Raw genomic sequence first — 21,461 nt, forward strand, 5'->3', positions numbered from 1 at the left:
CGGCCGCGATCTGGCGCAACTTCCAGACCGGCCAGGCGGTCAGCCGTTCACTGACCGCCTACGACCACTGAACGTGTTCGGAAAGACTCGTCTAGGGTTGCTCCCGTGACTCGATCCACGGAGACCATCACCCCGGAACTACACTCCTACCTCGTCGCCCGCAGCGAGCCGGCCGACGCCGTCCTCACCGACCTGGCCGCGGAGACCGAACGTCTCTTCCCCCGGTTCTCGGTCATGCAGATCGGCCCGGAACAGGGCGCGTTCATGACCCTTCTCACGCAGGCGGTCGCGCGCGCGACGTCGTGGAGGTCGGCACCTTCACCGGCTACTCCTCCATCTGCCTGGCCCGCGGCATCCCCGCCGACGGCACCCTCCTGGCCTGCGACATCAGCGAGGAGTGGACGGCCCTGGCCCGCCGCTACTGGGAGCGCGCCGAGGTCGCCGACCGGATCACCCTCAAACTGGGACCGGCCCTGGACACCCTGCGCGCCCTGCCCCGGGAGCCGATGTTCGACGTCGCCTTCCTGGACGCCGACAAGCCCGGCTACGTCGGCTACTGGGAGGAGCTCGTCCCCCGCATGCGCCCGGGAGGCCTCCTCCTTGCCGACAACACGCTCTCCCACGGACGCGTCGTCGACCCCGGCAACACCGACGCCTCCGTCCAGGGCATCCGCGACTTCAACGACCACCTCGTCGCCGACGACCGCGTCAGCCAGGTCCTGCTGCCCATCGGCGACGGCCTCACTCTCGCCAGGAAGCGCTGACGCCCCGTCGTCCACGGGTTGACCGGTTCTCCCGGCGGACACGCCCGCACCTTCGGTAATGTCCAGTTCCATGCGCCTGCTGCACACATCGGACTGGCACCTGGGACGCTCGTTCCACCGGGAGAACCTCATCGACGCCCAGGCGGTCTTCCTCGACCACCTCGTCGACACCGTCGCCTCGCACCGCGTGGACGTCGTCGCGGTCGCCGGCGACCTCTACGACCGCGCGCTCCCCCCGGTGGACGCGGTCCGTCTGTTCGACCGGGCCCTCAGCCGGATCCGCGCGACCGGAGCGCGCGCGGTCCTCATCAGCGGCAACCACGACTCGATGGCCCGCATGGCCTTCGCCACGGACCTCATCGACGCCTCCGGCGTCCACCTGCGCAGCTCCCTGGACGGAGTCGGCGCCCCGGTGGTCATCGACGACGACCATGGCCCCGTCGCCTTCTACGGCATCCCCTACCTGGAGCCGGAGATCGCCCGCCACCACTGGAACCTGCCCGAACGCGGCCACCCCGCGGCGATCGGGCACGCCATGGACCTGGTCCGCGCCGACCTCGCCGGGCGACCCGGAACCCGCTCGGTCGTCCTCGCGCACGCCTTCGTCACCGGCGGCGAGCCCTCCGACAGCGAGCGCGACATCGCCGTGGGCGGGGCCGCCCACGTTCCCGCGTCGATCTACGACGGCGTCGACTACGTCGCCCTCGGCCACCTGCACGGCCGCCAGACCATCACCCCGTCGGTGCGCTACTCGGGGAGCCCGCTCGCCTACTCCTTCTCGGAGGAACGGCACGTCAAGGGCTACTGGCTGGTCGACCTGGACGCCGACGGCCTGGCCGGCGCCGAGTTTGTGCCCGCTCCGGTCCCCCGTCCGCTCGCCAGGATCCGGGGACGCATCGACGACCTGCTGTCCCGACCCGAGTGGGACGCCTACACCGGTCACTGGCTCCAGGTCACCCTCACCGACCACCGCCGCCCCGCCCACCCGATGGACCGGCTCCGCGAGCGCTTCCCGCACACCCTGCTGCTGGACTTCGCCCCCGAGGGCGGCACTCCCGGGACCCGCCCCGTGGCCGCCGCCGTCGCGACCGCGACGAACGGGAGGTGGTGACCGACTTCGTGGAGTGGGTCCGCGGCGCCCCCGCCACCCCGGAGGAGGCCGAGCTCGTCACCACGGCGGTCGAACGGGTCCGGATCCAGGAGGGGACGCGCTGATGCGGCTGCACGCGCTCTCGGTCCAGGCGTTCGGCCCCTTCGCGGGAACCGAACACGTCGACTTCGACCGCCTCAGCGCGGGCGGCCTGTTCCTCATCCACGGGCCCACGGGCGCGGGCAAGACCTCCGTTCTGGACGCCGTGTGCTTCGCCCTCTACGGCAGGGTGCCCGGAGCGCGTCGCGACGACCGCTCCCCCAAGAGCGACCATGCCCCGGTCGACCGCGTCCCCGAGGTCGCCCTGGAGTGCACGATCCGGGGCAGACGCGTGCGGATCGAGCGGCGTCCGCGCTGGGAACGGCCAAAGAAGCGCGGCACCGGGACCCGGACCGAGAACGCCAAGGTGGTGGTGACCGAACGCGTCGACGGCCGCTGGGAGGGCGTCACCACCCGCCCCGACGAGGCCGGGCAGTTCGTCGGCGACCTCCTCGGCCTCACCCTCGACCAGTTCTGCCAGGTCGCCCTGTTGCCCCAGGGGGACTTCGCGCGGTTCCTGCGCGCCAGGGCCGAGGACCGCCGCGAGTCCCTGGAGCGCATCTTCAGCACCCGTGTCTTCCGGGACGTCGAGGAATGGTTCAGGGGGCACGCCAACCGCCTTCGTCTGGAGGTGGAGTCCGCCAACGAACGGGTGCGCGCCGTGGCCGGGCGGATCAGCGAGGTCGGCAGGTCCCCCGCACCGGAACCGCCGGAGGAACTCTCGGCGTGGGCGGCCGAGCTCGCTTCGGTCACCGCGGCGACCGCCCGGGACGCCGCCGCCGTGGCCGCCGGGACCGTCGGCCTCCGCGACCGGGCGCAGGACGCCTGGACGCGGGCCGGGCGGTCGCCGCGCGCCAGGACCGGTTGGCCGCCGCCCGACGCCGCCAGGAGGAACTCGCCGGGGGCGCCGAGGAGCGCGCGCGGATCGAGGTCAGGCTGGCCGCCGCCGAACGGGCCGCGTCGGTGCTCCCCGTCCTGCGCGTTCGCGAGCAGCGCCGCGCCGAACTCGACAAGGCCGGGCTCGCCGTCGCCGAACGGACCTCCCTGGTGGCCGGGCTGCCCGGTGTCGGGGGCCCGGGCCCGGACCCGCTGCCCGTCCTGGACCGCGCCGAGCGCGAGCGCCGCGACGAACGCGCCCGCCTGGACCTGCTGCGCGGCGACGCCGAGCGCCGTGCCTCGCTCGGTCGGTCCATCACCGCGTTCACCGACCGCCTCGACGGTGTGCGGGGTGAACTCGACGACGTCCGGGAACGGATCACGTCCCTGCCGCCCCAGGTGGAGAACGTGACCGGTGAACTGCGCCAGGTGCGGGACCTGGCGAACCGGGTGGAGGCCGCCGAGACGGCGTTGGCCGCGGCCGAGCGGCGCCGGGACGCCGCTGACCTGTACGAGCTCCTGGGCGGACGGCTCGTCGAGGCCGAGGACCGTCTCCGCGCGGCCGTCGACACCGCCCAAAGCGCCCACGACCACGCGCTCGCCCTGCGCGAACGGCGGATCAGGTACATGGCGGCCGAACTGGCGGGCCAGCTCGCCGACGGGAGCCCGTGCGCGGTGTGCGGGTCGCTGGAGCACCCCGCGCCCGCGCGGCCCAGCGCGCGGGGGTTGGTCTCCGCCGAGGAGGAGAAGGCCGCCCAGGCCGCCGCCGCCGACGCCGACGCCCGCCGCGGCGAGGCCGCGAACACCGTCACCGCGCTGCGGGAGCGGAGTTCCGCCGCACTGGAGCGCGCAGAGGGGCGCACGGTCGAGGCCGCCCGGAGGGAGGTCGTCGACCGCACCCGCGCCCTGGAGGACGCGGGCGCGCCGCCGCGGAGGCGCACCGGCTGGAGGAGACCCTGGAGCAGCTCAGCGCCGACCTCGACCGGTCCAGGGCCAGGGAGGGCGAACTCGCCCGGCTGGTGACCGAGGTCGAGACGGACCGGGCCAACGCGGTCGCCGAGCACGCCCGGCTGACGGAGCTGCTGGACGCCGCGCGCGGCGAGGACGCGGGCATCGACGAGCGGATCGTCCGCCTGACCCGCGAGGCGGACCTGGTGCGGTCCGCGGCGGACGCGGTGCGGGCCCGCGACCGCGCGGGCGAGGAGTTGCGGAGGGCAGAGTCCGAGGCCGAACGGCACCGAGCGGACGCCCGCTTCGCCACCGAGGCCCAGGTCTGGGAGTCCGCGCTCGACGAACCCCTGCGGCGCGAGCTGCGCGAACGCGCGCGTTCCCACGACGACGACCGGGCTGCGGTGGCGGCGGCCCTGGCCGACCCCGACCTGGTCGCGGCCGGTGCCGCCCCCACACCCGACCTGGAGTCCCTGTCCGGTGCGGCCGAGCACGCCTCGGCCGCCGCCGACCACGCCGTGGCCTGGCGGAGCATGCTGGAGGAGCGCGCCCGCCGACTGGCCGCCCTGCGCGACGACCTCGACCGGGCGCTGGCCGGGTGCGAGCCGGTCCTGCGCCGCTACGCCGTGGCCGAGGGCATGCGGTCCCTCACCGCGGGGACCTCAGCCGACAACGCCGACGGCGTCCGCCTGTCCGCCTACGTCCTGGCCGCACGGCTCGAACGGGTGGTGGCGGCGGCCAACGACCGCCTGCGCACGATGTCGGACGGCCGGTACGAGCTGCGGTACACGGTGGACAAGGCGGCGGGCGACGGGCGGGCGCGTTCGGCTGGCGGGCTGGGCATGCGGGTCGTGGACGCCTGGACGGGTGTGGAGCGCGACCCCGCCACCCTGTCCGGCGGTGAGACCTTCTTCAGCTCTCTGGCGCTCGCTCTGGGCCTGGGGGACGTGGCGAGCGCGGAGGCGGGCGGCACCGACATCGACACCCTGTTCGTGGACGAGGGCTTCGGAACGCTGGACGAGGACACCCTGGAGGAGGTGCTGGACATGCTCGACCGGCTGCGCGACGGGGGCCGCGCGGTGGGCGTCGTCAGTCACGTCGCCGACCTGCGGCATCGGGTCAGCACACGGCTTCGGGTGGTCAAGGGCGCGTCTGGATCGCGCGTGGAGCACGTCGGCTGAGGGCGCGCGCCCACCCCGGCTGGGCCCGCCCCGGCGGCGGTGCGACAATGGCCAGCGTGAATTCGCTGGTCAACATCGCCGTGTTCGGAATCGGGGGCGCCGTCGTCACGACGGCCCTCATCGGTCTTCTCCTCGTCGTCGCCGGCAGCGGCAACGGCGCCTCATCGCGTGTGCGCACGGTCTTCGGCGCCGCCTCGGTGGTGCTGCTCGTGCTGCTGCCGACGCTCGCCGCGGCCAATGTCCTCGCCGCCGGCGCGGGGTTCTGGACGGCGTTCGCCACGGCGGTCTGCGTGGCCGTGGTGGTGTGCGCCGTGAACATGACCCTGCTGCCCCTGGCGGTGCGCCGCGGGGCATCGGCGGGCGGGGCCGGCGCCCTCGCCGCCCTGCGGCCGTCCCTGCCGGTGGTCGCCGTGGGCCTGGTGATCTGCCTGGCCGTGGGACTGCTGGGTGCGGGTGTGGCGGCCCTGACCGTGTAGCTCGAACCCCGGTGGGGGCGGGGCCCGCCCCCCACCGGCGTCTGAGGGCCGACCCGCTCCCAGCCCCGTCCGGCCCGGCGGCGATCCCGGACGCCGCGGCCGGTCAGTTCCGTCCGTCGGTCCCCGGGCCCTCGTCCGGGTCGGCGGCGCGCCTCTCGGCGCCGGCGGGCCCCGCGGGCGCGAGCCGTCCGTACCGCTTCGCGCTCCGGGCGGCGCGCCCGTGCTCACCGTCGCGGTCGCACCGCGCGAACGTCGGTCCAGTTCGGCGAGGTAGGCGTTGTAGGCGTCCATGTCGGCGTCGTCGGAGCCGCCGCGGGCGCTGTGCCGCTGACGCCGCCGCTCCTGCTTCATGTCGTCCTGGAACCACTGCCGGACCATGGCGACGGTGACCAGCAGCGTCGGGATCTCGCCCAGCGCCCAGGCCACGCCACCTCCCATGTACTGGTCCTCCAGGCGGCTCTCCAGCCAGGGAATCTCGATCTGGTCGTAGAACTCCGGGGCGACGGGACTGGTCTGCTCCATGATCGCGATGCCGAAGAACGCGTGGAAGCCCATGACCAGCAGCAGCAACAGGAAGCGCAGCAGGTAGGGGACCTTCCGGGGCGCGGGGTCCACGCCCGCGATGATCCAGTAGAACAGGAAACCCGAGAGCAGGAAGTGCACGCTCATGAACATGTGGCCGAGATGGTCGTTCATCAGCGCGCCGAACAGCGGTGTGAAGTAGAGCGCGTACGGGCTGAGCACGAACATCGGCGCGGCGAACGCGGGGTGCGTCACCACCTTGGAGAAGCGGCTGTTGAGGAACAGGGCCAGCCACTCGCGCGGCCCCCGGTCCCCCCTGCGCGCGGCCGGTTTGAGCGCGCGCAGCGCCAGGGTGGCCGGAGCGCCCAGCACCAGCAGGATCGGCGCGAGCATGGCCAGCATCATGTGCTGGATCATGTGCGAGGAGAACAGCACCGCGGCGTAGGTGGCGAAACCGCTGAGCTGGGTGACGACGATGGACAGCAGTCCCAGTCCGAAGAAGACGGTGCGACCGGCCGGCCAGGTGTCGCCGCGCCGCCGCAGCCGGACCACGGCCGCCCCGTACAGACCGCCCGCGACCGCGACGAACATGATGAAGAACAGGTCCGGGCGCCACAGCGTGAGCAGGTTCCACACGTCCATGGGCGGCGGCACGGGGAAGCCGAGGACCGCGGCGGCCGGGTCGACCTCGCTCTCCAGCGGCGGCGGGGGCGCGGTCCGCCCGAGCCCGACCGAGATGCCGACGACCGCGGCCATGATGAGGATCTCGACCCCCGACACCAGCAGGAACATCGACCGCTGGAACGAGGCTCCCCCGGGCCCGCCGGACGCCGCGTGGATCCTCCGGAGCGCGTACCGCCGGTTCATGTACCCGAACGCGCCGAGGACGCAGAAGAGCGTGAACTTGACGACCATGATGAGTCCGTACTCGGTGAGGACGAGCTCGTCGAGGGTGTTGAGCCGGGCCAGAGCGCTGCCGACGCCGCTGATCGCCACGCCCGTGAACAGCCACAGCGCCAGTCGGCTGAACCGGGCGACCGCCACCACCGGGTCCTGTCCGTCCACGCGCATCACGTGGTAGGTCACGGCGGCCAGACCGCCGACCCACGCGGAGATGGCGATGACGTGCATGGCCAGTGCCGTCACGGCCAGCTCGTGCGCCCCCGAGGAGGCGGAGTGGCCGGTCAGGCCCGGGGGCGTGACGGCCGCCAGGGCGGCGACGGTCAGCCAGATGCCGCCGGTGGCCGAGGTGACCGTGCGGCCGAACAGCGCGATGCCGGTCGTGATGAGGATGACGAACATCAGCGCGACGCCGCCGGAGACCGATCCCGCGTAGGCGGTGACCTCGTCGACGCTGACCTGGCCGAAGGACACGGCCAGGAACTCCGACGCCTGGAAGTACATGGTGAACACGGCGGCGACCGCCCACGCCAGCGCCGCCCACGTGGCGCCCCGCACGTAGAACTGCGCCTGCTCCGACAGACGTCCCCTGTCGGAGGGCAACAGGACCGTGGCGAGCAGCAGGAGACCGATGGTCAGGACCCCGGAGGCGTCCATCACCACCTTGGCCAGGGGAAGGCCCCAGCGCACGCCCTGGCCCGCGTCGGGCAGCCCCGGGATGAGCACGGGGAAGGCGGCTCCGCCAAGGATGAGGGTCAGGATCAGGGCCAGGACGCACAGCAGCGCCGCCGCGCCGGCGAAGAGCGGTACGCGTCGGGTCCCGGGTGCGTCCCGGTCGACCCTGGCTGGGGTCGTGTTCTGTGCGGGAGGAGCCACGCGTCACTCCGTCGTCGACGTCTCGTTGATGTCCGGCCAGCGCTGGTGGCCGCGGTGGCCGCCTCTCGGCTGTCCGGGGGCGGTCCGAAAGGGCCCGAACGGGGACACCGCGCTCCAGGTTAAACCGTCGCCCGCACGGCGCCGTCCCAGGGTGGTGCGAGCTGGAACCGCGACGCGCGGGCAGCCGTCGGCCCGCGCCCTCCCAGGCGGGGAATCGTCGTTCTCCCCTTGCGGAGGGGTTCTTCACGCTACGCTCGGGGCCAGGCGGAACCACGTCCCTCCGTCACCGGGTGCCCACGGTTCCCCGCCGTCGCACGGCGCCCGCGACCCGCAGCCCCTCTGATCGCGAGCCTTCGAAGGGACGAGCATGATCGAGTTCGACAGTGTGGTCCGGTCCAGGCGCGTCGTCACGCCGGAGGGGGTCGGTGCGCTCAGCGTCGGGATCCGCGACGGCCGGATCGAGGCCGTGGACGATTACGCCGCGCCGATGCGGGCGCGCGGGACCACCGACCTGGAGGATGTCGCCCTTGTGCCGGGGGCGGTCGACGTGGGCGCCGGCGTCCACGAGCCCGGCCGGGACCTGGCCGCGTGCTACCGGGCGGCGGGCCGGGCCGCGCTGCGCGGCGGGGTCACCACCCTGGTCGCCGCTCCCGCACCGGCACGGCCCCCGGTGAACTGCGCGGACTCTCTCCGAGTGCACCAGGGCGCGGCGGCGGGCTCGGGCGTGTCGGTGTACTTCCTGGGCGGGGTGACCCAGGGCAGCGGTCCCCTCGACCTGGCCGACCTGCGCGCGGCGGGGGCGGTGGCCTTCCACTGTTCGTTGTCCGACGGCGGCGCCCCGGACCTGGCCGCCCTGAACGACTCCCAGCTGCGCAAGGCCATGGTGGAGCTCGCCGCCCTGGACACCGTGCTGGTGGTGCACGCCGAGGACGCCGCCGAACTGGGCACGCCCCCGGTGTCGGCGGAGCAGCGCCCGGCCACGGCGGAGCGGCGCGGGATGGAGCGGGTCGTCGCGGCGGCGCGGCTGGCGGGGGCGCGCACGCACGTGTCCCCCTTCACCGCGGCCGAGTGCGCGGCGCTGCTGGCCGCGGCGGGGTCGGTCGGGGTCGGACTGACCGCGCAGACCTGTCCGCACTACCTGTGCCTGTCGGCGGAGACCCCGGGCGCGGAGCCGTGGTCGCACGTGTGCCGCCCGCCGCTGCGGTCGGCCGCCAACCGCAAGGCCCTGTGGAGCGCCCTGCTGGCCGAAGGGGCCTCACCGTGGGGGTCGGCGATCACCACGGTGGGGTCGGGGCACCTTCCCTCACACGGCCTGTTCACGCTGGAGTGGAGCCTGTCGGCGCTGTGGACGGCCGCACGCGGGCGGGGCCGCGGGTTGGCGGACCTGGCCCGGTGGACGGCGGGCGCTCCGGCCGAGTTGCTGGGGCTGGTGGGCAAGGGGCGGATCGCGGTGGGGTGCGACGCCGACATGGTCGCCTTCGACCCCGGCCGCCGGGTCGCCGTGCCGTCGACGGACCCTGGGCCGTACGCGGGCCGGGAGCTGACGGGGTCCGTGGGTCCGGTGTGGGTCTTGGGCCGGCGCGTGCCCCGCACCGAGGCGGTTTTCGGGGGAGAGCCGACGGTCTGAGCGTGACCCTCCCACGCGTGCGCCCGTGTCCCACCCCACACACTGTCCTTACACGGTGTCAACAAGGCCGCCCACGGCCATGCATGTTGCCGATGGCGAATCGGTGCCGTCCCAGGTCACAGTGGGGATATCAACGGAGATACCAGTTGGAGGAACCGTGCGCATCGGCGTGCCCCGCGAGATCAAGAACCACGAGTACCGGGTGGCCATCACCCCCGCAGGAGTACACGAGCTGGTCCGCCGGGGCCACGACGTGGCCGTGGAGCGCGACGCGGGCGTGGGCTCCTCCATCACCGACGAGGAGTACCTGGCCGCGGGAGCCGCCATCCTCGACACCGCCGACGAGGTGTGGGGCTACGGCGACCTGATCCTCAAGGTCAAGGAGCCGATCCCGGCCGAGTACCACCGCATGCGGGCGGGCCAGACCCTCTTCACCTACCTGCACCTGGCCGCGTCGCGCGCGTGCACCGACGCACTCCTGGAGCGCGGGGTCACCGGTATCGCCTACGAGACCGTGCAGCTCCCCGACAGCTCGCTGCCCCTGCTGGCCCCGATGTCCGAGGTCGCGGGCCGCCTGGCGCCGCAGGTCGGCTCCGTGACGCTCCAGCGCCCCAACGGGGGCCGCGGCGTCCTCATGGGCGGCGTCCCCGGTGTGCGTCCTGCGCGCGTCACCGTGATCGGCGCGGGCGTGTCCGGTCTGAACGCGACCCAGATCGCCGTGGGCATGGGCGCGGACGTGACCGTCCTGGACCTCAACGTCAACAAGCTGCGTCACGTCGACGCGCTGTACCGGGGCCAAGTCAAGACCGTCGTGTCCAACGCCTTCGAGCTGGAGCGGTCGGTCCTGGAGTCGGACATGGTGATCGGCGCCGTCCTGGTGCCGGGCGCCAAGGCCCCCAAGCTCATCTCGAACGAGCTCGTCTCGCGTATGCGTCCGGGCGCGGTCCTGGTGGACATCGCGATCGACCAGGGTGGCTGCTTCGAGGACTCGCGCCCCACCACGCACGCCGACCCGACCTTCACCGTGCACGGCACCGTGTTCTACTGCGTGGCGAACATGCCGGGCGCCGTGCCGAACACCTCGACGCACGCCCTCACCAAGGACACCCTCCGCTACGCCGTGGCGCTGGCGGACAGGGGCTGGCGTCAGGCGCTGCGCGACGACGCCGCGCTGGCCGGCGGCCTGAACACCTTCGACGGTGAGGTCGTCTACGCGCCGGTCGCCGAGGCGCACGGGCTCAAGAACGTCGAACTGGACGACGTCCTGTCCCAGAGCTGACCGGGCCCGCCACGGGCCCCGTCCGGTAGGGGCCCCAGGGGCCGACCGCCCCGGCGCGCGTCGGGGCGGTCGGCCCCTCGGCGTGTGCCGGGGGCGACCACCGGGCCGATCAGGAGGTACTCGCCGCGCCGGTCGGGGTGGTCGGTCCGGTCGGGCGCGGGTACCGTCGAATCGACAGACCAGGGCCGACCGAAGCTTCCCGGCCCGGCGGGAGACCAGACACCGAGGTGGGAGAGCGTGGCACACACCGGATCGGCGACCGTGACCAGGATCGTCGAAGTCGAACTGGTCCGGCTGCGCGCCCCGTCCGGGGGGCGCGGCGCCGGTGGTCCGGTCCTGGTACGCGTGGCCGACGGCGAGGGGATCAGCGGCTGGGGCGAGATCCCGTGCGCGACCCCCGCGCAGTGGGACGGTCTGGCCGGGTCCTTCGCCCCGGCCCTGCTCGACCACCTGTGGCGACGCCCGACCGAGGTGGGCGAGGCCTGGGCCGACCTGCCGTGGGACCCCGCGGTGGTCGGCGCCCTGGACACCGCGTGCTGGGACCTGTGGAGCCACCAGCGGGGAACGCCGTTGGCGCACGCCCTGGGCGGGGAGCGGACCGCGCTGACCGCCGGGGTGACGCTGCCGCCCCAGGCCACCGTGGAGTCCCTGGTGACCGAGGTGAACCGGCAGGTGGGGGCGGCTTTCGCCGGATCAGACTCTCGGTCGGCCCCGGATGGGACTCAGACGTGGTGCACGCCGTGCGCGCCGCGTTCCCGTTCCTGGTGCTCCAGGTGGACGCGGGCGGACGCTACACCGAGGACCCCGCCGACCTCGACGCCCTGCGCGTGTTGGACGACCTGGACCTGCTCGCCATCGAGGATCCCTTCGCCCCCGACGACCTGCGCGCCCACGCGCGGTTCGCGGCGACGGCCCGGACCCCGGTGGCGCTGTACCGTTCGCTGGGTTCGGTGGAGGACCTCAGCGAGGCGATCCGCGCGGAAGCCGGTGGAGCGGTGAACGTGGACCCGTCCCGACTGGGCGGCCTGACGCCCGCCCGCCGTGCCGTGGACCGGGCCGTGGACGCCGGTTGGCGGGTCTGGTGCGGTTCCTCCGCGGTGACGGGTGTCGGCCGCGCGGCGACCGTCGCGCTGGCGTCGCTGTCGGGCGCCGCCCTTCCGGTGGAAGCTCCTCCCGCCGGGTCCCGAGGGCGTGACCTGGTATTTCCTCCGGTTCGGGCGCACGACGGAGTGCTCCCGGTGCCGTTGACGGAGAGCGGTCTGGGGCACGGCGTGGACCGGGCGACGGTGGCCGAACGAACGACGCACGCGGTGGTGGTGGACGCCCGGGGGGTGCGCGAGCTCACGGTGGACCGCCGTGAGGGGCGCGGGGCGCGCCGGGCGGAGCGGCCGCGCGGGCCCGGCCGTTCGGATGCCGCCAACCCTTAACCGAACAGCGTTAGGTAGAGTGGGCGCACCGTCCGGCCTCCCCCCGATCACCGGACCCGACCGCCAGGAGGCGCCGTGCGCGTTTTCGCCGACATCGACGAGGTGGCCGCCGCCGCGGGCGAGCACCTCGGCCACACCGACTGGATCGAGATCGACCAGGACCGCGTCGACCTGTTCGCCGACGCGACCGGCGACCACCAGTGGATCCACGTCGACCCGGAGCGCGCCGCGGCGGGTCCGTTCGGCGCCACCATCGCCCACGGATACCTGTCGCTGTCCATGCTCGCCTACTTCGCCCCTCGCGTCATCTCGGTGACGCGCAAGCCGACCATGTCCATCAACTACGGGCTGGACCGGGTGCGTTTCCTCCAACCCGTCACCGTGGGCTCGCGCATCCGGGACGGGGTCGTCCTGTCCGATGTGCGCCAGACGCCCAAGGGCGTGCTCGTCACCCTGGCCCACACCGTGGAGATCGAGGGTGCGGAGCGGCCCGCGCTCGTGGCCGACTCCCTGGGCCTGTGGGTCGCGTAGGGCCGCCGGACGGCGCGCGCGGCGGGCCCTGCGCTTGGCGTGGTCAGGCGATCTCACCGCGCGATCCGGCGCAGAACGCGGCCGGTCAGACCCGGAGTGAACCAGCGCAGCTGCGTTCGGCGCGTTTGGCCCGTGCCCGCAGCCGGTCGACGTCCGCCAGCGCCCGGTCCAGTTCGGCGCGGAGCTTCTCCGGTCGCCCAGGCGTCGGCGACTCGTCGCCGACGGGGACGACGAACTCCTCGCCGGGCATCCAGTGCGTGCCGTGCACCTGCTCGACCAGGCGGTCCAGCTCCTTCCCGGTCGCTTCGGGGTCCAGGTGCCGTGCCCGGGAGAAGGCGGTGGCGCGTTCCAACCGCAGCACTCCGTCGTCGACCCGGGTCGCGCCGGGAAGCGGCACGCCCAGAGTCCGGCCCGGCGCTTGTTCAGGGTCTCCACCAGGTCGGCCACGGCGGTCGACGTCAGCTTCGGCCCGACCGGAACCCGCAGGGCGAACGGAACCCGGTGGTCGGGTTCGGGCGCGCGCTCCACGAAGCGGACGCGGGGGTCGCCTCGGAACGTCTCCCGGACCAGGCGCAGGTCCAGGCGCTCCTCGTCCAGCGGTGAGCGCCGTTCACCGGTCAGCACGCTCCAGGGTCCGCGCAGCCACAGGCGGACGTCGGGCGTGGTCCCGTCGAGCAGGGACGAGGCGGTGGTGTCGACGTCCTCCAGGGTGTGGCCGTCCACGTCCAGGACCACGTCGGCGAAGGGCACCTCCCACACGCGGTCGGGACGCTTGCGGCGCAGTCGGAAGTCGGGCACCCGGTTGGCGACGTACGGCGACCGGAACCGCATACCCGCGTCGCGGCGGGTCTGCATCTGCGAGCGGCCCAGGTGCCAGCTGCTCGTGTCCAGGTCCGGGATGAACACGGCCCCCTGCTGGGACACCCGGTAGGCGAACTCGGTGTCACCGCCCAGCACCAGGTCGGCGTCCATACCCCCGGCCGCCTCGAACAGGCTCCGGTGCAGCGACCCCGTCGCGCCGGTGAAGACCCGGTAGGCCTGGTGGTCGGCCTCGCGCAGCCGGTCGTGGTCGGCGATCGGCTTCTCCACCCAGTGCGGATCGGCGCTCGCGCGGTCGAACAGGGTGTCGGCACGCCCCTGGCGCACCTGTCCGTGGACGTGCTCGGGCGTCATGGCCGTTGGGTCGAAGTCGACGAAGAGCTTGTGCCCCATGGCCACCCCGTAGTCCAGCAGGTGGTGCCAGCGCATCTGCGACTCCACGTGCTCGCGGTACACCACCATGTCCGCGTCCAACCGGAGGATGACCTGACCGGAAGAGGCGGCCACACCGGTGTTGACCGCGTGCGCCGACCCCCACCCCCCCACGGCCGACCTGATCAGCCGCGTGTTCTCCGGGCGCAGCTCGGGCAGGACGAGCGGCTCCGGACTGCCGTCGTCGACAACCACCACCTCCGTCAGCGCGCCGGATAGCTCTGCCCCGCCAAGGCGGCCAACACCAGCGCCAGCTTCTCCGGACCACCGTGCGCGGGAATCACGACGCTCACCGACAGCGTCGGCGTCCACGCGCCCAGAGCCGGCGGCGCGAGCGCCGAGTAGTCATTGCGCGTCAGGCGCGGCTGGTGCGCGGGGTCGGGTCCGCCGCGCGGCAGGCCGTCCCCGGATCCGGATGCGTCGGCGTCCGGCCCCAGGCCGGTGTCCAGTGTGCTCAACGGAGTCCCCCCGTGTACTCGGTGGCGGGCTGGCCGAGAGGAGACGGTTCGCCCTCCAGGAGGGCGCTCGGACGCCAGCCGAACCACTGTCGTGTGTGGTCGTGCAGGAAGAAACCCATGTCCTCGGACCACGTGTGCCCGCCGCCGGTGCGGCGGAGGACGTACCCGAGTCCGTGGGCGCGGTAGACGCGTCCGCCGCCTCGGATGACGGCGATGAGGAGTTGGGTGTCGATCGCCCGGGGCAGCGGCCGGAAGCCACCGGTCTCCTCCAGGACCGCGCGGTCGGTGAGGATGGTGCCCCCGGCGATGAAGCGGGTGTTGGCCTCGGATGTGCGACTGCGCCAGACCGTCACGTCCAGCTCCTGGAGGTACACGAAGTCCTGTCCGACGCGACCAGCTCGGCGCCGGAGTAGGTACGCGCCAGGACCAGGTCGGCCAGATGGTCGGGGCCGTACCAGTCGTCGTCGTCCCACTTGGAGACGAGGTCGCCGGAGGTCCGGGCGACGGCGTCGTTGAGCACGGTGCCGAAGATCTGGTCGCGTCGGCCTCGTGCACGATGAGGGGGGTGCCGGTGGCCCTGAAGTCGGCCACCGCCGAGGCGACCCGGGACGCCGGGAAGCCGTGCAGGGTCAGCACGACCTCGACGTCCACCCCGCGCTGCCGGGCGACCTGGGCGAGCGCGAAGCCGACCATCTCCGGACGCCGTGTGCACAGGATGACCGAGACCGTCGGCTCCGGGGGCAGCGGGACGCTCGCCTGGACGGCCAGCGCGCGCCACCGGGCGCGGTGGCCGTGCGTGCGCAACGCCGCGCGGCGCAGCCGGACGCTGTACTCCTCGCGCCGCAGCTGGTCGGCCAGGTCCGCCTCCGCGGCCTCGGTCACGAGGTCGGTCAGCGGGTCGCCCAGTCCGGCTGCCCAGGTCGGAACGGGGCCGCTGACCAGGGGGACTCCGCCGGCGGCGAGCGAGGCGACGGCACGCACGGCCGCGCTGGGCCCGGCGTGCCCCGACCAGTCCACGCGGACGCCGCGCAGGTGCCGCAGCCGGGACAGGTCGACGTCGGTGACCGTCCCGTCCGCGCCCACCGTGACGAGGTTCTTCCCCTCCTCGCGGACGACTGCGCGGCCGCCGTGCACGGTGAGGTCGCCCAGGGGTCCGTTCGCGGACCTGGTGAACCCCACGGGGTTGACGGTGGTCTCGTCGATCGGCGCGACGGCGTGCACGCGCGCCTGCGACGGAGCCGCGGCGACCGCGTTGACCCGCCGGGCGCGGCCGTGTCCGGAGTCCCCGACGATCGTCGACCACGCGTCGGCGCCGGTGACGTCCCGGTCCAGAACCGGGACGTCGGCGTCCTCCCACCGGGGGACGCCGTCGGCGGACACACGGAGCGCGACGTCGCCGTAGGGGGTCACCCGGCGCAGCGGGACGGGCCCGGCCGCCTCCACCCCGCTGGCGCCCGTGTCACCCGGGCGCCACAGTGCGCCCTCGGGACCGTTGAGGACGGCCACGGGGGCGAGGGCCGGTCCGCGGCGCCGCCCGCGGGTCCCCTGCATGAGGGCGTCGAGCACCTGCGCGGTGTCGACGGCGTTGGGGAAGAACAGCTCGCAGAGCCATCCGCGCCGGTCGAACCGGCGGATTCGCATCTCCTGGAGGTCGCGCCACTGGCCCATGCCCGGGGAGGCCGGGAGCGGCGGGTCCTGGTGCCCCGGGGTGGTCATGAGCGCGACGACCACGTGCACGGCGCGCGGCAGGTGGGTGCTCACCGTGAGCGACCGGTTCAGGTCGGTGGGGGTGGCCGCGACGACGGCGACCAGCCCGACCTCCCGTTCCGGGTCGCCCTCGCGGACCCGCACGCCCATCGGATGCGCGTCCAGGTCCACGAGGCGGTCCCCGGGCCCGAGCGGCAGTCGGGCGAGCGGAGGGAGCGCGGTCTCGTGCGCGCCCGTGTGGCACAGCACGGCGGGTTCGCGGCCGCGCATGCGCAGAGCTCTCCGGAGAGCGGTGGTGATCATCGGCTGACCTCGGATCGGTGAACGGCGGCGGGAAAGGGGGGATCCTCCGCGGGTGGCGGGGGCGGAGTCAGGCGCCCTTGCGGGTGAACACGTGCGTGCCCTTCTCCGTGTGCTCCTCGCTGCGCTGGAGTTCGGGGTGTTCGGCGAGCCAGCGGTCGCCGATGGCCCGCTCGTCCGGGCGGTCGGCGTCGTCCAGGACGATGACCGCGTCCTCGGTGCAGTGAGGGAGCACCGCGGGCACGGCCGGGTAGCGGGCGTGGCGGCCGGTGGCCTGTGGCGGACCGTCGACGAAGACCAGGCCGATCCCGTCCAGGTCGGCCAGGACCGAGGCGTCGTACCACCGGTCGGCGGTCCGGACGGTCTCGTCCCCGACCAGGACCCGCACGGACTCGACCTCGGTGAGGGGGGCGTGGCGGATCTCGATCATGTCGTCGAGGCCGTGCGCGGCGACCAGCTCGCGGCTGAGCTCGGCGTATCGGGCGTCGTGTTCGATGGCCACGAGCCGGCCGCCGCCCGCCCGCCGCAGCGCGTACCCGAGCCAGACGCTGGAGGCGCCGCTGCCGAACTCCACGACGAGGCCGGGGCGCAGGAGGTCGATCTGCCGGACCAGCACGCGCAGGACGTCCGGAGAGGCCGCCCAACCGCGCAGCGGCGGCATGAACGCGGCGGTGTCGAGGTTCTCGCGCAGCTCGGTCCAGGCGACCTGCTGCTCGTAGTCGTTGCGCCCCTGGACGGTGACGGCGTGGCGGATCTCCCTGGAGACCTTGGGCAGGGCGTGCGCGTGCACGCGGTCGACCCGCGCGCGGATCTCGTCCAGGGCGGCGGTGAGCTCCAGCCGGTCCCTGCCCAGCGCCTCGGTGACCGTGTGCGTGTGCGCCGCCACCGCCGCGGGCAGCGCCAGCACGGAACGGCGCAGGCGGATCAGTCCGAGGCCCAGGACGCAGACCAGGCCCCCGAGCCCGGCCATCGCGGTGAGGAGGACCGCGTCCGCCACGGTGACGAGCCCGAGCGCCCCCAGCGCCGCCAGGGTGGCCGTCGCCGCCACGGCGGACACGGCGGCGAGGATCCGGATCGAACGGCGGCGGAGCAGGCGCATGGTGTCGACCTCCACGGGTTTCTGACACGGTCTGGGGGATGGACGGGGGTCCGCGAGGGCGCGGCGCCGCGCGGGACGACCGGCGCCGATCGTTCTCCCAGTTTAGGCGGAAAAAGGGCGGACGGCGGTTGTGACACTAATGGTTCGGCGGAATGCCGGGCCCGTCTGAAGGCGAATCGAAACGCGAAGAACGAGCAATTCTCCGTTTGTTCACCCGACAATCACCGAAATCCCGCTCAACCGATGTCTGGAATTCTCCGGCATCGCCCGGTATCACCATTCGGTGGCCTCCAGCAGTCCCTCCTCCATCATCGGCGCGAGGGTGCGGGCGTAGGCGGCGCTCGCCGGGAGAGCGGTGCCCGACGCACTCGGCGCCCGCGAAGTCGCGGCGCGGCGGGTCGCGCGGGCCCACGACAAGGAAGACGTCGACGCCGCCGGAGACCCGGCCGAGCAGACGTGGTGGACGGCCACGGGGACCACCGCGACGGCGCGCAGACCCTCGATCTCGGGACGGAACGCGGCACCCGCGCGCACGGCGGACCGGGTGGCGAGGGAGGCGACCGGGGGCACGGCGGCAAAGACCCCGGGAACGGTGACAGACATGGGTGAGAGGACCCTTGAGCACACGTGGGAGACATCAACCGAACGGGGCACGCGTCGGGTTCGAAAAACGCGGTTTCGACGTGGCATTGTCGCTGTCCGTGACACCGCTCCGATGAATGGCCGGAGAACGCGGAGCCAACCCTGGGTCCCGTTTTCGCCGCGGGGCCGTGCCGCGATCGGGACGGAGATGACCACGGGCGTACGGGCGAAATCAACCCAGGATGTGATGATTCGACCACGCGTCCGCGGGGTACCGCGCTCTCGGCGGCTCCGCTCGCGGAGCACCGACCGCCGCCACACGTCACGGCGACCGGACACCCACGGTCAGCGACGGTCGGCCGCCCGCATCCCCAGGGCGGGGTTTATTCCCGTACCGGTGTGTAGACAGAGCGACATCGGGCCCCCGGCGCCCTGGCTGATAGCTTGCTGCCTAGCGATCCCATCGCTGGTGAACACGACGAATCGCGTCTTTGGAAAGGTGCGTCAGAGATGTCTGCGCCATACACGCTGCCCGAACTCTCCTACGACTACGCGGCCCTGGAGCCGTGGATCTCGGGCCAGATCATGGAGCTCCACCACTCCAAGCACCACGCCGCCTACGTGGCCGGTGCGAACACCGCGCTGGAGCAGATGGCGGAGGCCCGGGAGTCCGGCAACTTCGGCACCATCCCCATGCTGGAGAAGAACCTCGCCTTCCACCTCGGCGGGCACGTCAACCACTCGATCTTCTGGCAGAACCTGTCCGCCGACGGCGGCGACAAGCCCGAGGGCGAACTGGGCGCCGCGATCGACGACCAGTTCGGCTCCTTCGACGCCTTCCGCGCCCACTTCGGCGCGGCGGCCAACAGCATCCAGGGCTCGGGCTGGGCGATCCTCGCCTACGAGCCGCTCGGCCAGCGCCTCATCATCGAGCAGCTGTACGACCAGCAGGCCAACATCCCGCACAGCACCACCCCGCTGCTGATGCTGGACATGTGGGAGCACGCCTTCTACCTGCAGTACAAGAACGTGAAGGCCGACTACGTGAAGGCCTTCTGGAACGTCGTCAACTGGGCCGACGTCCAGCAGCGCCTCGCCAGGGCCCGCGAGGTGTCCTTCTAGGACGCGTTCCGTGGATGCTGCCGGTCGCGCGGCAGGGTATGCGTCCGCGGCACACGACCTGGGTCCGAGCAGGACCATGCGCCGCGGGCGCAGCGGGGGGCGGCACCATCCCGACCAGGGGTGCCGCCCTCGCTCCGTTCCGCAGCGGCGGCCCGGGCCGCCGCTGCGGGCTCAGACCACGAGGCGGACCGGGTCGTCCACGACGGGCCCGTGGCGGTCCAGCTCGCGCCACGCCTGGCTGAGCCGCCAGACCAGCTCCTCGCTCGTGGCATCGTCGTAGGCGAAGGGCAGGCGGAAGTACTCGGAGAAACGGTCGTCCTCGCTGGAGGACATCATCGGCCCGGGAACCAGCTCCACGTCGTGGCAGAGCGCGACCTGGGCGAACTCACGCGCGTTGACGCCGGGCAGGCGCACCCACAGGGCGGCTCCGCCGGCGGGACGCCGCCACTCCCACGTGGGCATGGACTCGCGCAGCAGTCCCTCCATGCGGTCCAGCGCCCTGACCAGTTGGGCGGAGCGCTCCGCGGCGAGGCGGTCGTAGTGGGGCAGCAGACGCACGGCCACCGCCTGATCCAGGAGGGGGCTGCCGAGGTCCGCGAGAACCTTGCGACGGCTGAGCCGCATGGCGATCTCGGTGGGCGCTCGCAGCCAGCCGAGCCGGAGCCCCGCCCACCCGACCTTGCTCAGCGAGTCGACGGTGATGATCTCGGCCCCGCGCGGCGCGAAGGCGGCGATCGGCGGCGGCTCGTCCTCGGCTCGGATCCCGGTGTAGGCGCTGTCCTCCAGGAGGGGGACGCCGTACCGGGCGACCATCTCCCCCAGCTCACGGCGGCGGGCCGCGGACATGAGCGTGCCGGTGGGGTTGTGGTAGGAGGGCATGACGTAGATCAGGTGCGGGGCGTGCTCGGTGATCGCGCGGCGCACGCGCAACGGTTCGATGCCGTGGTCGTCGACGCGGACGGGGAGGAAGTGGGCGCCCCGGTCGCGCATGAGGTCGAGGCAGCCCGCGAAACCGGGGTCCTCGGCGACCACCGGTGAGCCTTCGCGCAGGTAGAGCTGGGCGACGAGGGCGACGGCCTGGTGGGCCCCGGTGGTGACCACGATCTGGTCAGGTGTGGTCGGCAGCCCCTGGTCGGTGTAGCGGTCGGCGAGCGCCTGGCGCAGCACCGGGAGTCCGCGGGGGTGGTAGGTGTCCTCGGCCATCAGCGCGGGCAGGTCGCGGTCGACGACCTCGCGGACGGCCTCCTCCACGACCTCCAGCGCCGGGGTGCGCAGGCAGGCCACGGAGATGACGCGCGGAGTGTCGCGCAGGAGGTTCTGGTACATGGGATTGGCGACCGTGCCGGACGCCCACCCGTCCGAGCGCACGGGGCCGACGCTGGCGCTGACCCTGGTGCCGCTGCCCTGCCTGCTGTCCAGGACGTTCTCCGAGCGCAGGGCGTCGTAGGCCGACACGACCGTGGTGCGGCTGATCCGCAGGGCGGTGGCCAGCGCCCGTTCGGAGGGCAGCCGCTCCCCCGCGACGAGCGTGCCCTCGGTGACGAGGTCGCGCAGCGCGCCCGCGAGCCGCTCGTAGAGGGGACCGGGTTCGGAGGCCCAGGCGCCGAGCCGGTCCACGAGCGTGTCCACCTGACGAGAAGAGTCCATTTTCCACTCCATTGGATCTATCGGGGGCCTCCCGCGCCCTCGATACTGGCACCACAGCCCATCAGGCCACCAGAGCCAAAATGGACCCTTTACTTCAAGTCCATTCACAGAGGGAGTTCCGATGCCGTCCGCCGTCTCGCACACGATCCCGCACCAGCGCACCCGAGCGTCCGACGCCCGCCGGATCCGCGTTCCCGGGGCCCCGGTCCTGGTGGAGAGCCTCCTCCTGGGGGTGCCGTCAGGCGGTGACCGGGGCCTGGACACGCTCGTCGCGGCCCTGCGGGACCGCGCCCAGGGCAGTCCGGGCTACCTGGGCGAGGTCCACGTCGACCGCCCGGACGGACACCGCGGGGTGGTGGCGCTCTGGCGGTCCCCCACCGACCTGCGCTCCTTCGTGCACGCCGCGCACCCGGACCTGCTGTCCTTCCGCGCGACGGCCGGGGTGTTCCCCACCGTGGAACGGACGCTGTGGTGGTCCGCTGAGGGGGCCGCGGGCGTGACCGCCGACGACGCCGAGCGGCGCGCCGCCCACCTGCGGAAGCACGGCCCCGGCCGACGGGCCTTCACCCTGCGCTCCCCGGTGCCCGCCCCGGCCTGACCGCCGCGTCCGAACGCGCGGTGAAAGCCCTCCCAGGCCGCCGTCGCGCATCTATGATCAGAGCACAGGCCGGAATCAACGCGTAGCAGTCACCATGCTGG

The 21,461-nt window shown here is 73.4% G+C and carries 9 protein-coding genes and 7 pseudogenes; 10 read left to right on the plus strand and 6 right to left on the minus strand.

The annotated features are described in order from the left end of the window. Window positions 1-105 precede the first annotated feature (105 nt). The 4 genes and pseudogenes from BJF83_RS09630 to BJF83_RS28855 all read left to right on the plus strand — a co-directional run bounded on the left by BJF83_RS09630 (window position 106) and on the right by BJF83_RS28855 (window position 5,434). Window positions 106-764: pseudogene (locus BJF83_RS09630) on the plus strand (O-methyltransferase). A gap of 58 nt (window positions 765-822) precedes the next feature. Next, window positions 823-1,979 (plus strand): annotated as a pseudogene (locus tag BJF83_RS09635) (exonuclease SbcCD subunit D). Further along, a pseudogene (locus BJF83_RS09640) lies at window positions 1,979-4,958 on the plus strand (AAA family ATPase). Before BJF83_RS09635 ends, BJF83_RS09640 begins: the two co-directional pseudogenes overlap by 1 nt. Window positions 4,959-5,005: 47 nt before the next feature. Then, window positions 5,006-5,434, plus strand: coding sequence for a hypothetical protein (locus BJF83_RS28855; protein ID WP_075926018.1), 429 nt, complete (start codon window positions 5,006-5,008; stop codon window positions 5,432-5,434). Between the two features lie 150 nt (window positions 5,435-5,584). Here the strand turns inward: BJF83_RS28855 and BJF83_RS09650 are convergent. Then, window positions 5,585-7,732 (minus strand): annotated as a pseudogene (locus BJF83_RS09650) (cytochrome c oxidase assembly protein); the annotation flags it as partial. Between the two features lie 367 nt (window positions 7,733-8,099). Between BJF83_RS09650 and BJF83_RS09655 the strand changes: the two are divergent. The 4 genes and pseudogenes from BJF83_RS09655 (at window position 8,100) to BJF83_RS09670 (ending at window position 12,596) form a co-directional block, all read left to right on the plus strand. Beyond that, entirely contained in the window at window positions 8,100-9,359 is a 1,260-nt protein-coding gene (locus tag BJF83_RS09655) for an amidohydrolase family protein (RefSeq protein ID WP_075926019.1), read from the plus strand. 157 nt (window positions 9,360-9,516) lie between these two features. Continuing rightward, the gene (ald, locus tag BJF83_RS09660; RefSeq protein ID WP_075926020.1) at window positions 9,517-10,638 is read left to right on the plus strand and encodes an alanine dehydrogenase; all 1,122 of its coding nucleotides are present in this window, start codon (window positions 9,517-9,519) and stop codon (window positions 10,636-10,638) included. Between the two features lie 237 nt (window positions 10,639-10,875). Continuing rightward, window positions 10,876-12,065 (plus strand): annotated as a pseudogene (locus BJF83_RS09665) (enolase C-terminal domain-like protein). Window positions 12,066-12,140: 75 nt separating this feature from the next. Next, window positions 12,141-12,596: a MaoC family dehydratase gene (locus BJF83_RS09670; protein ID WP_075926021.1), complete on the plus strand. Its 456-nt coding sequence runs from the start codon at window positions 12,141-12,143 to the stop codon at window positions 12,594-12,596. Between the two features lie 53 nt (window positions 12,597-12,649). Here BJF83_RS09670 and BJF83_RS09675 read toward each other — a convergent pair. The 4 genes and pseudogenes from BJF83_RS09675 to BJF83_RS27845 all read right to left on the minus strand — a co-directional run bounded on the left by BJF83_RS09675 (window position 12,650) and on the right by BJF83_RS27845 (window position 18,014). Further along, window positions 12,650-14,305: pseudogene (locus BJF83_RS09675) on the minus strand (glycosyltransferase). Next, window positions 14,302-16,315, minus strand: a pseudogene (locus tag BJF83_RS09680) (glycosyltransferase). Before BJF83_RS09680 ends, BJF83_RS09675 begins: the two co-directional pseudogenes overlap by 4 nt. A gap of 67 nt (window positions 16,316-16,382) precedes the next feature. Further along, a complete protein-coding gene (locus tag BJF83_RS09685) occupies window positions 16,383-17,411 on the minus strand; it encodes an O-methyltransferase (RefSeq protein ID WP_075926055.1) in 1,029 nt (342 codons plus the stop codon). A 273-nt stretch (window positions 17,412-17,684) separates the two neighbouring features. Next, window positions 17,685-18,014 (minus strand): hypothetical protein, encoded by a 330-nt coding sequence (locus BJF83_RS27845; RefSeq protein ID WP_075926022.1) that lies wholly within the window; start codon window positions 18,012-18,014, stop codon window positions 17,685-17,687. 489 nt (window positions 18,015-18,503) lie between these two features. Here BJF83_RS27845 and BJF83_RS09695 point away from each other — a divergent pair, with 489 nt between their 5' ends. Then, complete coding sequence (locus tag BJF83_RS09695; protein WP_075926023.1) at window positions 18,504-19,115, plus strand: superoxide dismutase; 612 nt, start codon at window positions 18,504-18,506, stop codon at window positions 19,113-19,115. A 171-nt stretch (window positions 19,116-19,286) separates the two neighbouring features. On the opposite strand, the gene BJF83_RS09700 is transcribed toward BJF83_RS09695, so the two are convergent. Continuing rightward, window positions 19,287-20,762, minus strand: a complete 1,476-nt coding sequence (locus BJF83_RS09700; protein WP_083678473.1) for a PLP-dependent aminotransferase family protein — start codon at window positions 20,760-20,762, stop codon at window positions 19,287-19,289. A gap of 121 nt (window positions 20,763-20,883) precedes the next feature. Between BJF83_RS09700 and BJF83_RS09705 the strand changes: the two genes are divergently transcribed. Next, a complete protein-coding gene (locus tag BJF83_RS09705; protein ID WP_075926025.1) occupies window positions 20,884-21,360 on the plus strand; it encodes a DUF3291 domain-containing protein in 477 nt (158 codons plus the stop codon). Window positions 21,361-21,461: the final 101 nt, after the last annotated feature.

The sequence above is a fragment of the Nocardiopsis sp. CNR-923 genome (genome assembly GCF_001942255.1).
Taxonomy (GTDB): domain Bacteria; phylum Actinomycetota; class Actinomycetes; order Streptosporangiales; family Streptosporangiaceae; genus Nocardiopsis.

Coding starts and splice junctions, on each gene's coding strand:
- BJF83_RS28855 (WP_075926018.1), top strand. CDS start 5,006: ATGGCCAGCGTGAATTCGCTGGTCAACATCGCCGTGTTCGGAATCGGG.
- BJF83_RS09655 (WP_075926019.1), top strand. CDS start 8,100: ATGATCGAGTTCGACAGTGTGGTCCGGTCCAGGCGCGTCGTCACGCCG.
- BJF83_RS09685 (WP_075926055.1), bottom strand. CDS start 17,411: ATGCGCCTGCTCCGCCGCCGTTCGATCCGGATCCTCGCCGCCGTGTCC.
- BJF83_RS27845 (WP_075926022.1), bottom strand. CDS start 18,014: ATGTCTGTCACCGTTCCCGGGGTCTTTGCCGCCGTGCCCCCGGTCGCC.
- BJF83_RS09695 (WP_075926023.1), top strand. CDS start 18,504: ATGTCTGCGCCATACACGCTGCCCGAACTCTCCTACGACTACGCGGCC.
- BJF83_RS09700 (WP_083678473.1), bottom strand. CDS start 20,762: ATGGACTCTTCTCGTCAGGTGGACACGCTCGTGGACCGGCTCGGCGCC.
- BJF83_RS09705 (WP_075926025.1), top strand. CDS start 20,884: ATGCCGTCCGCCGTCTCGCACACGATCCCGCACCAGCGCACCCGAGCG.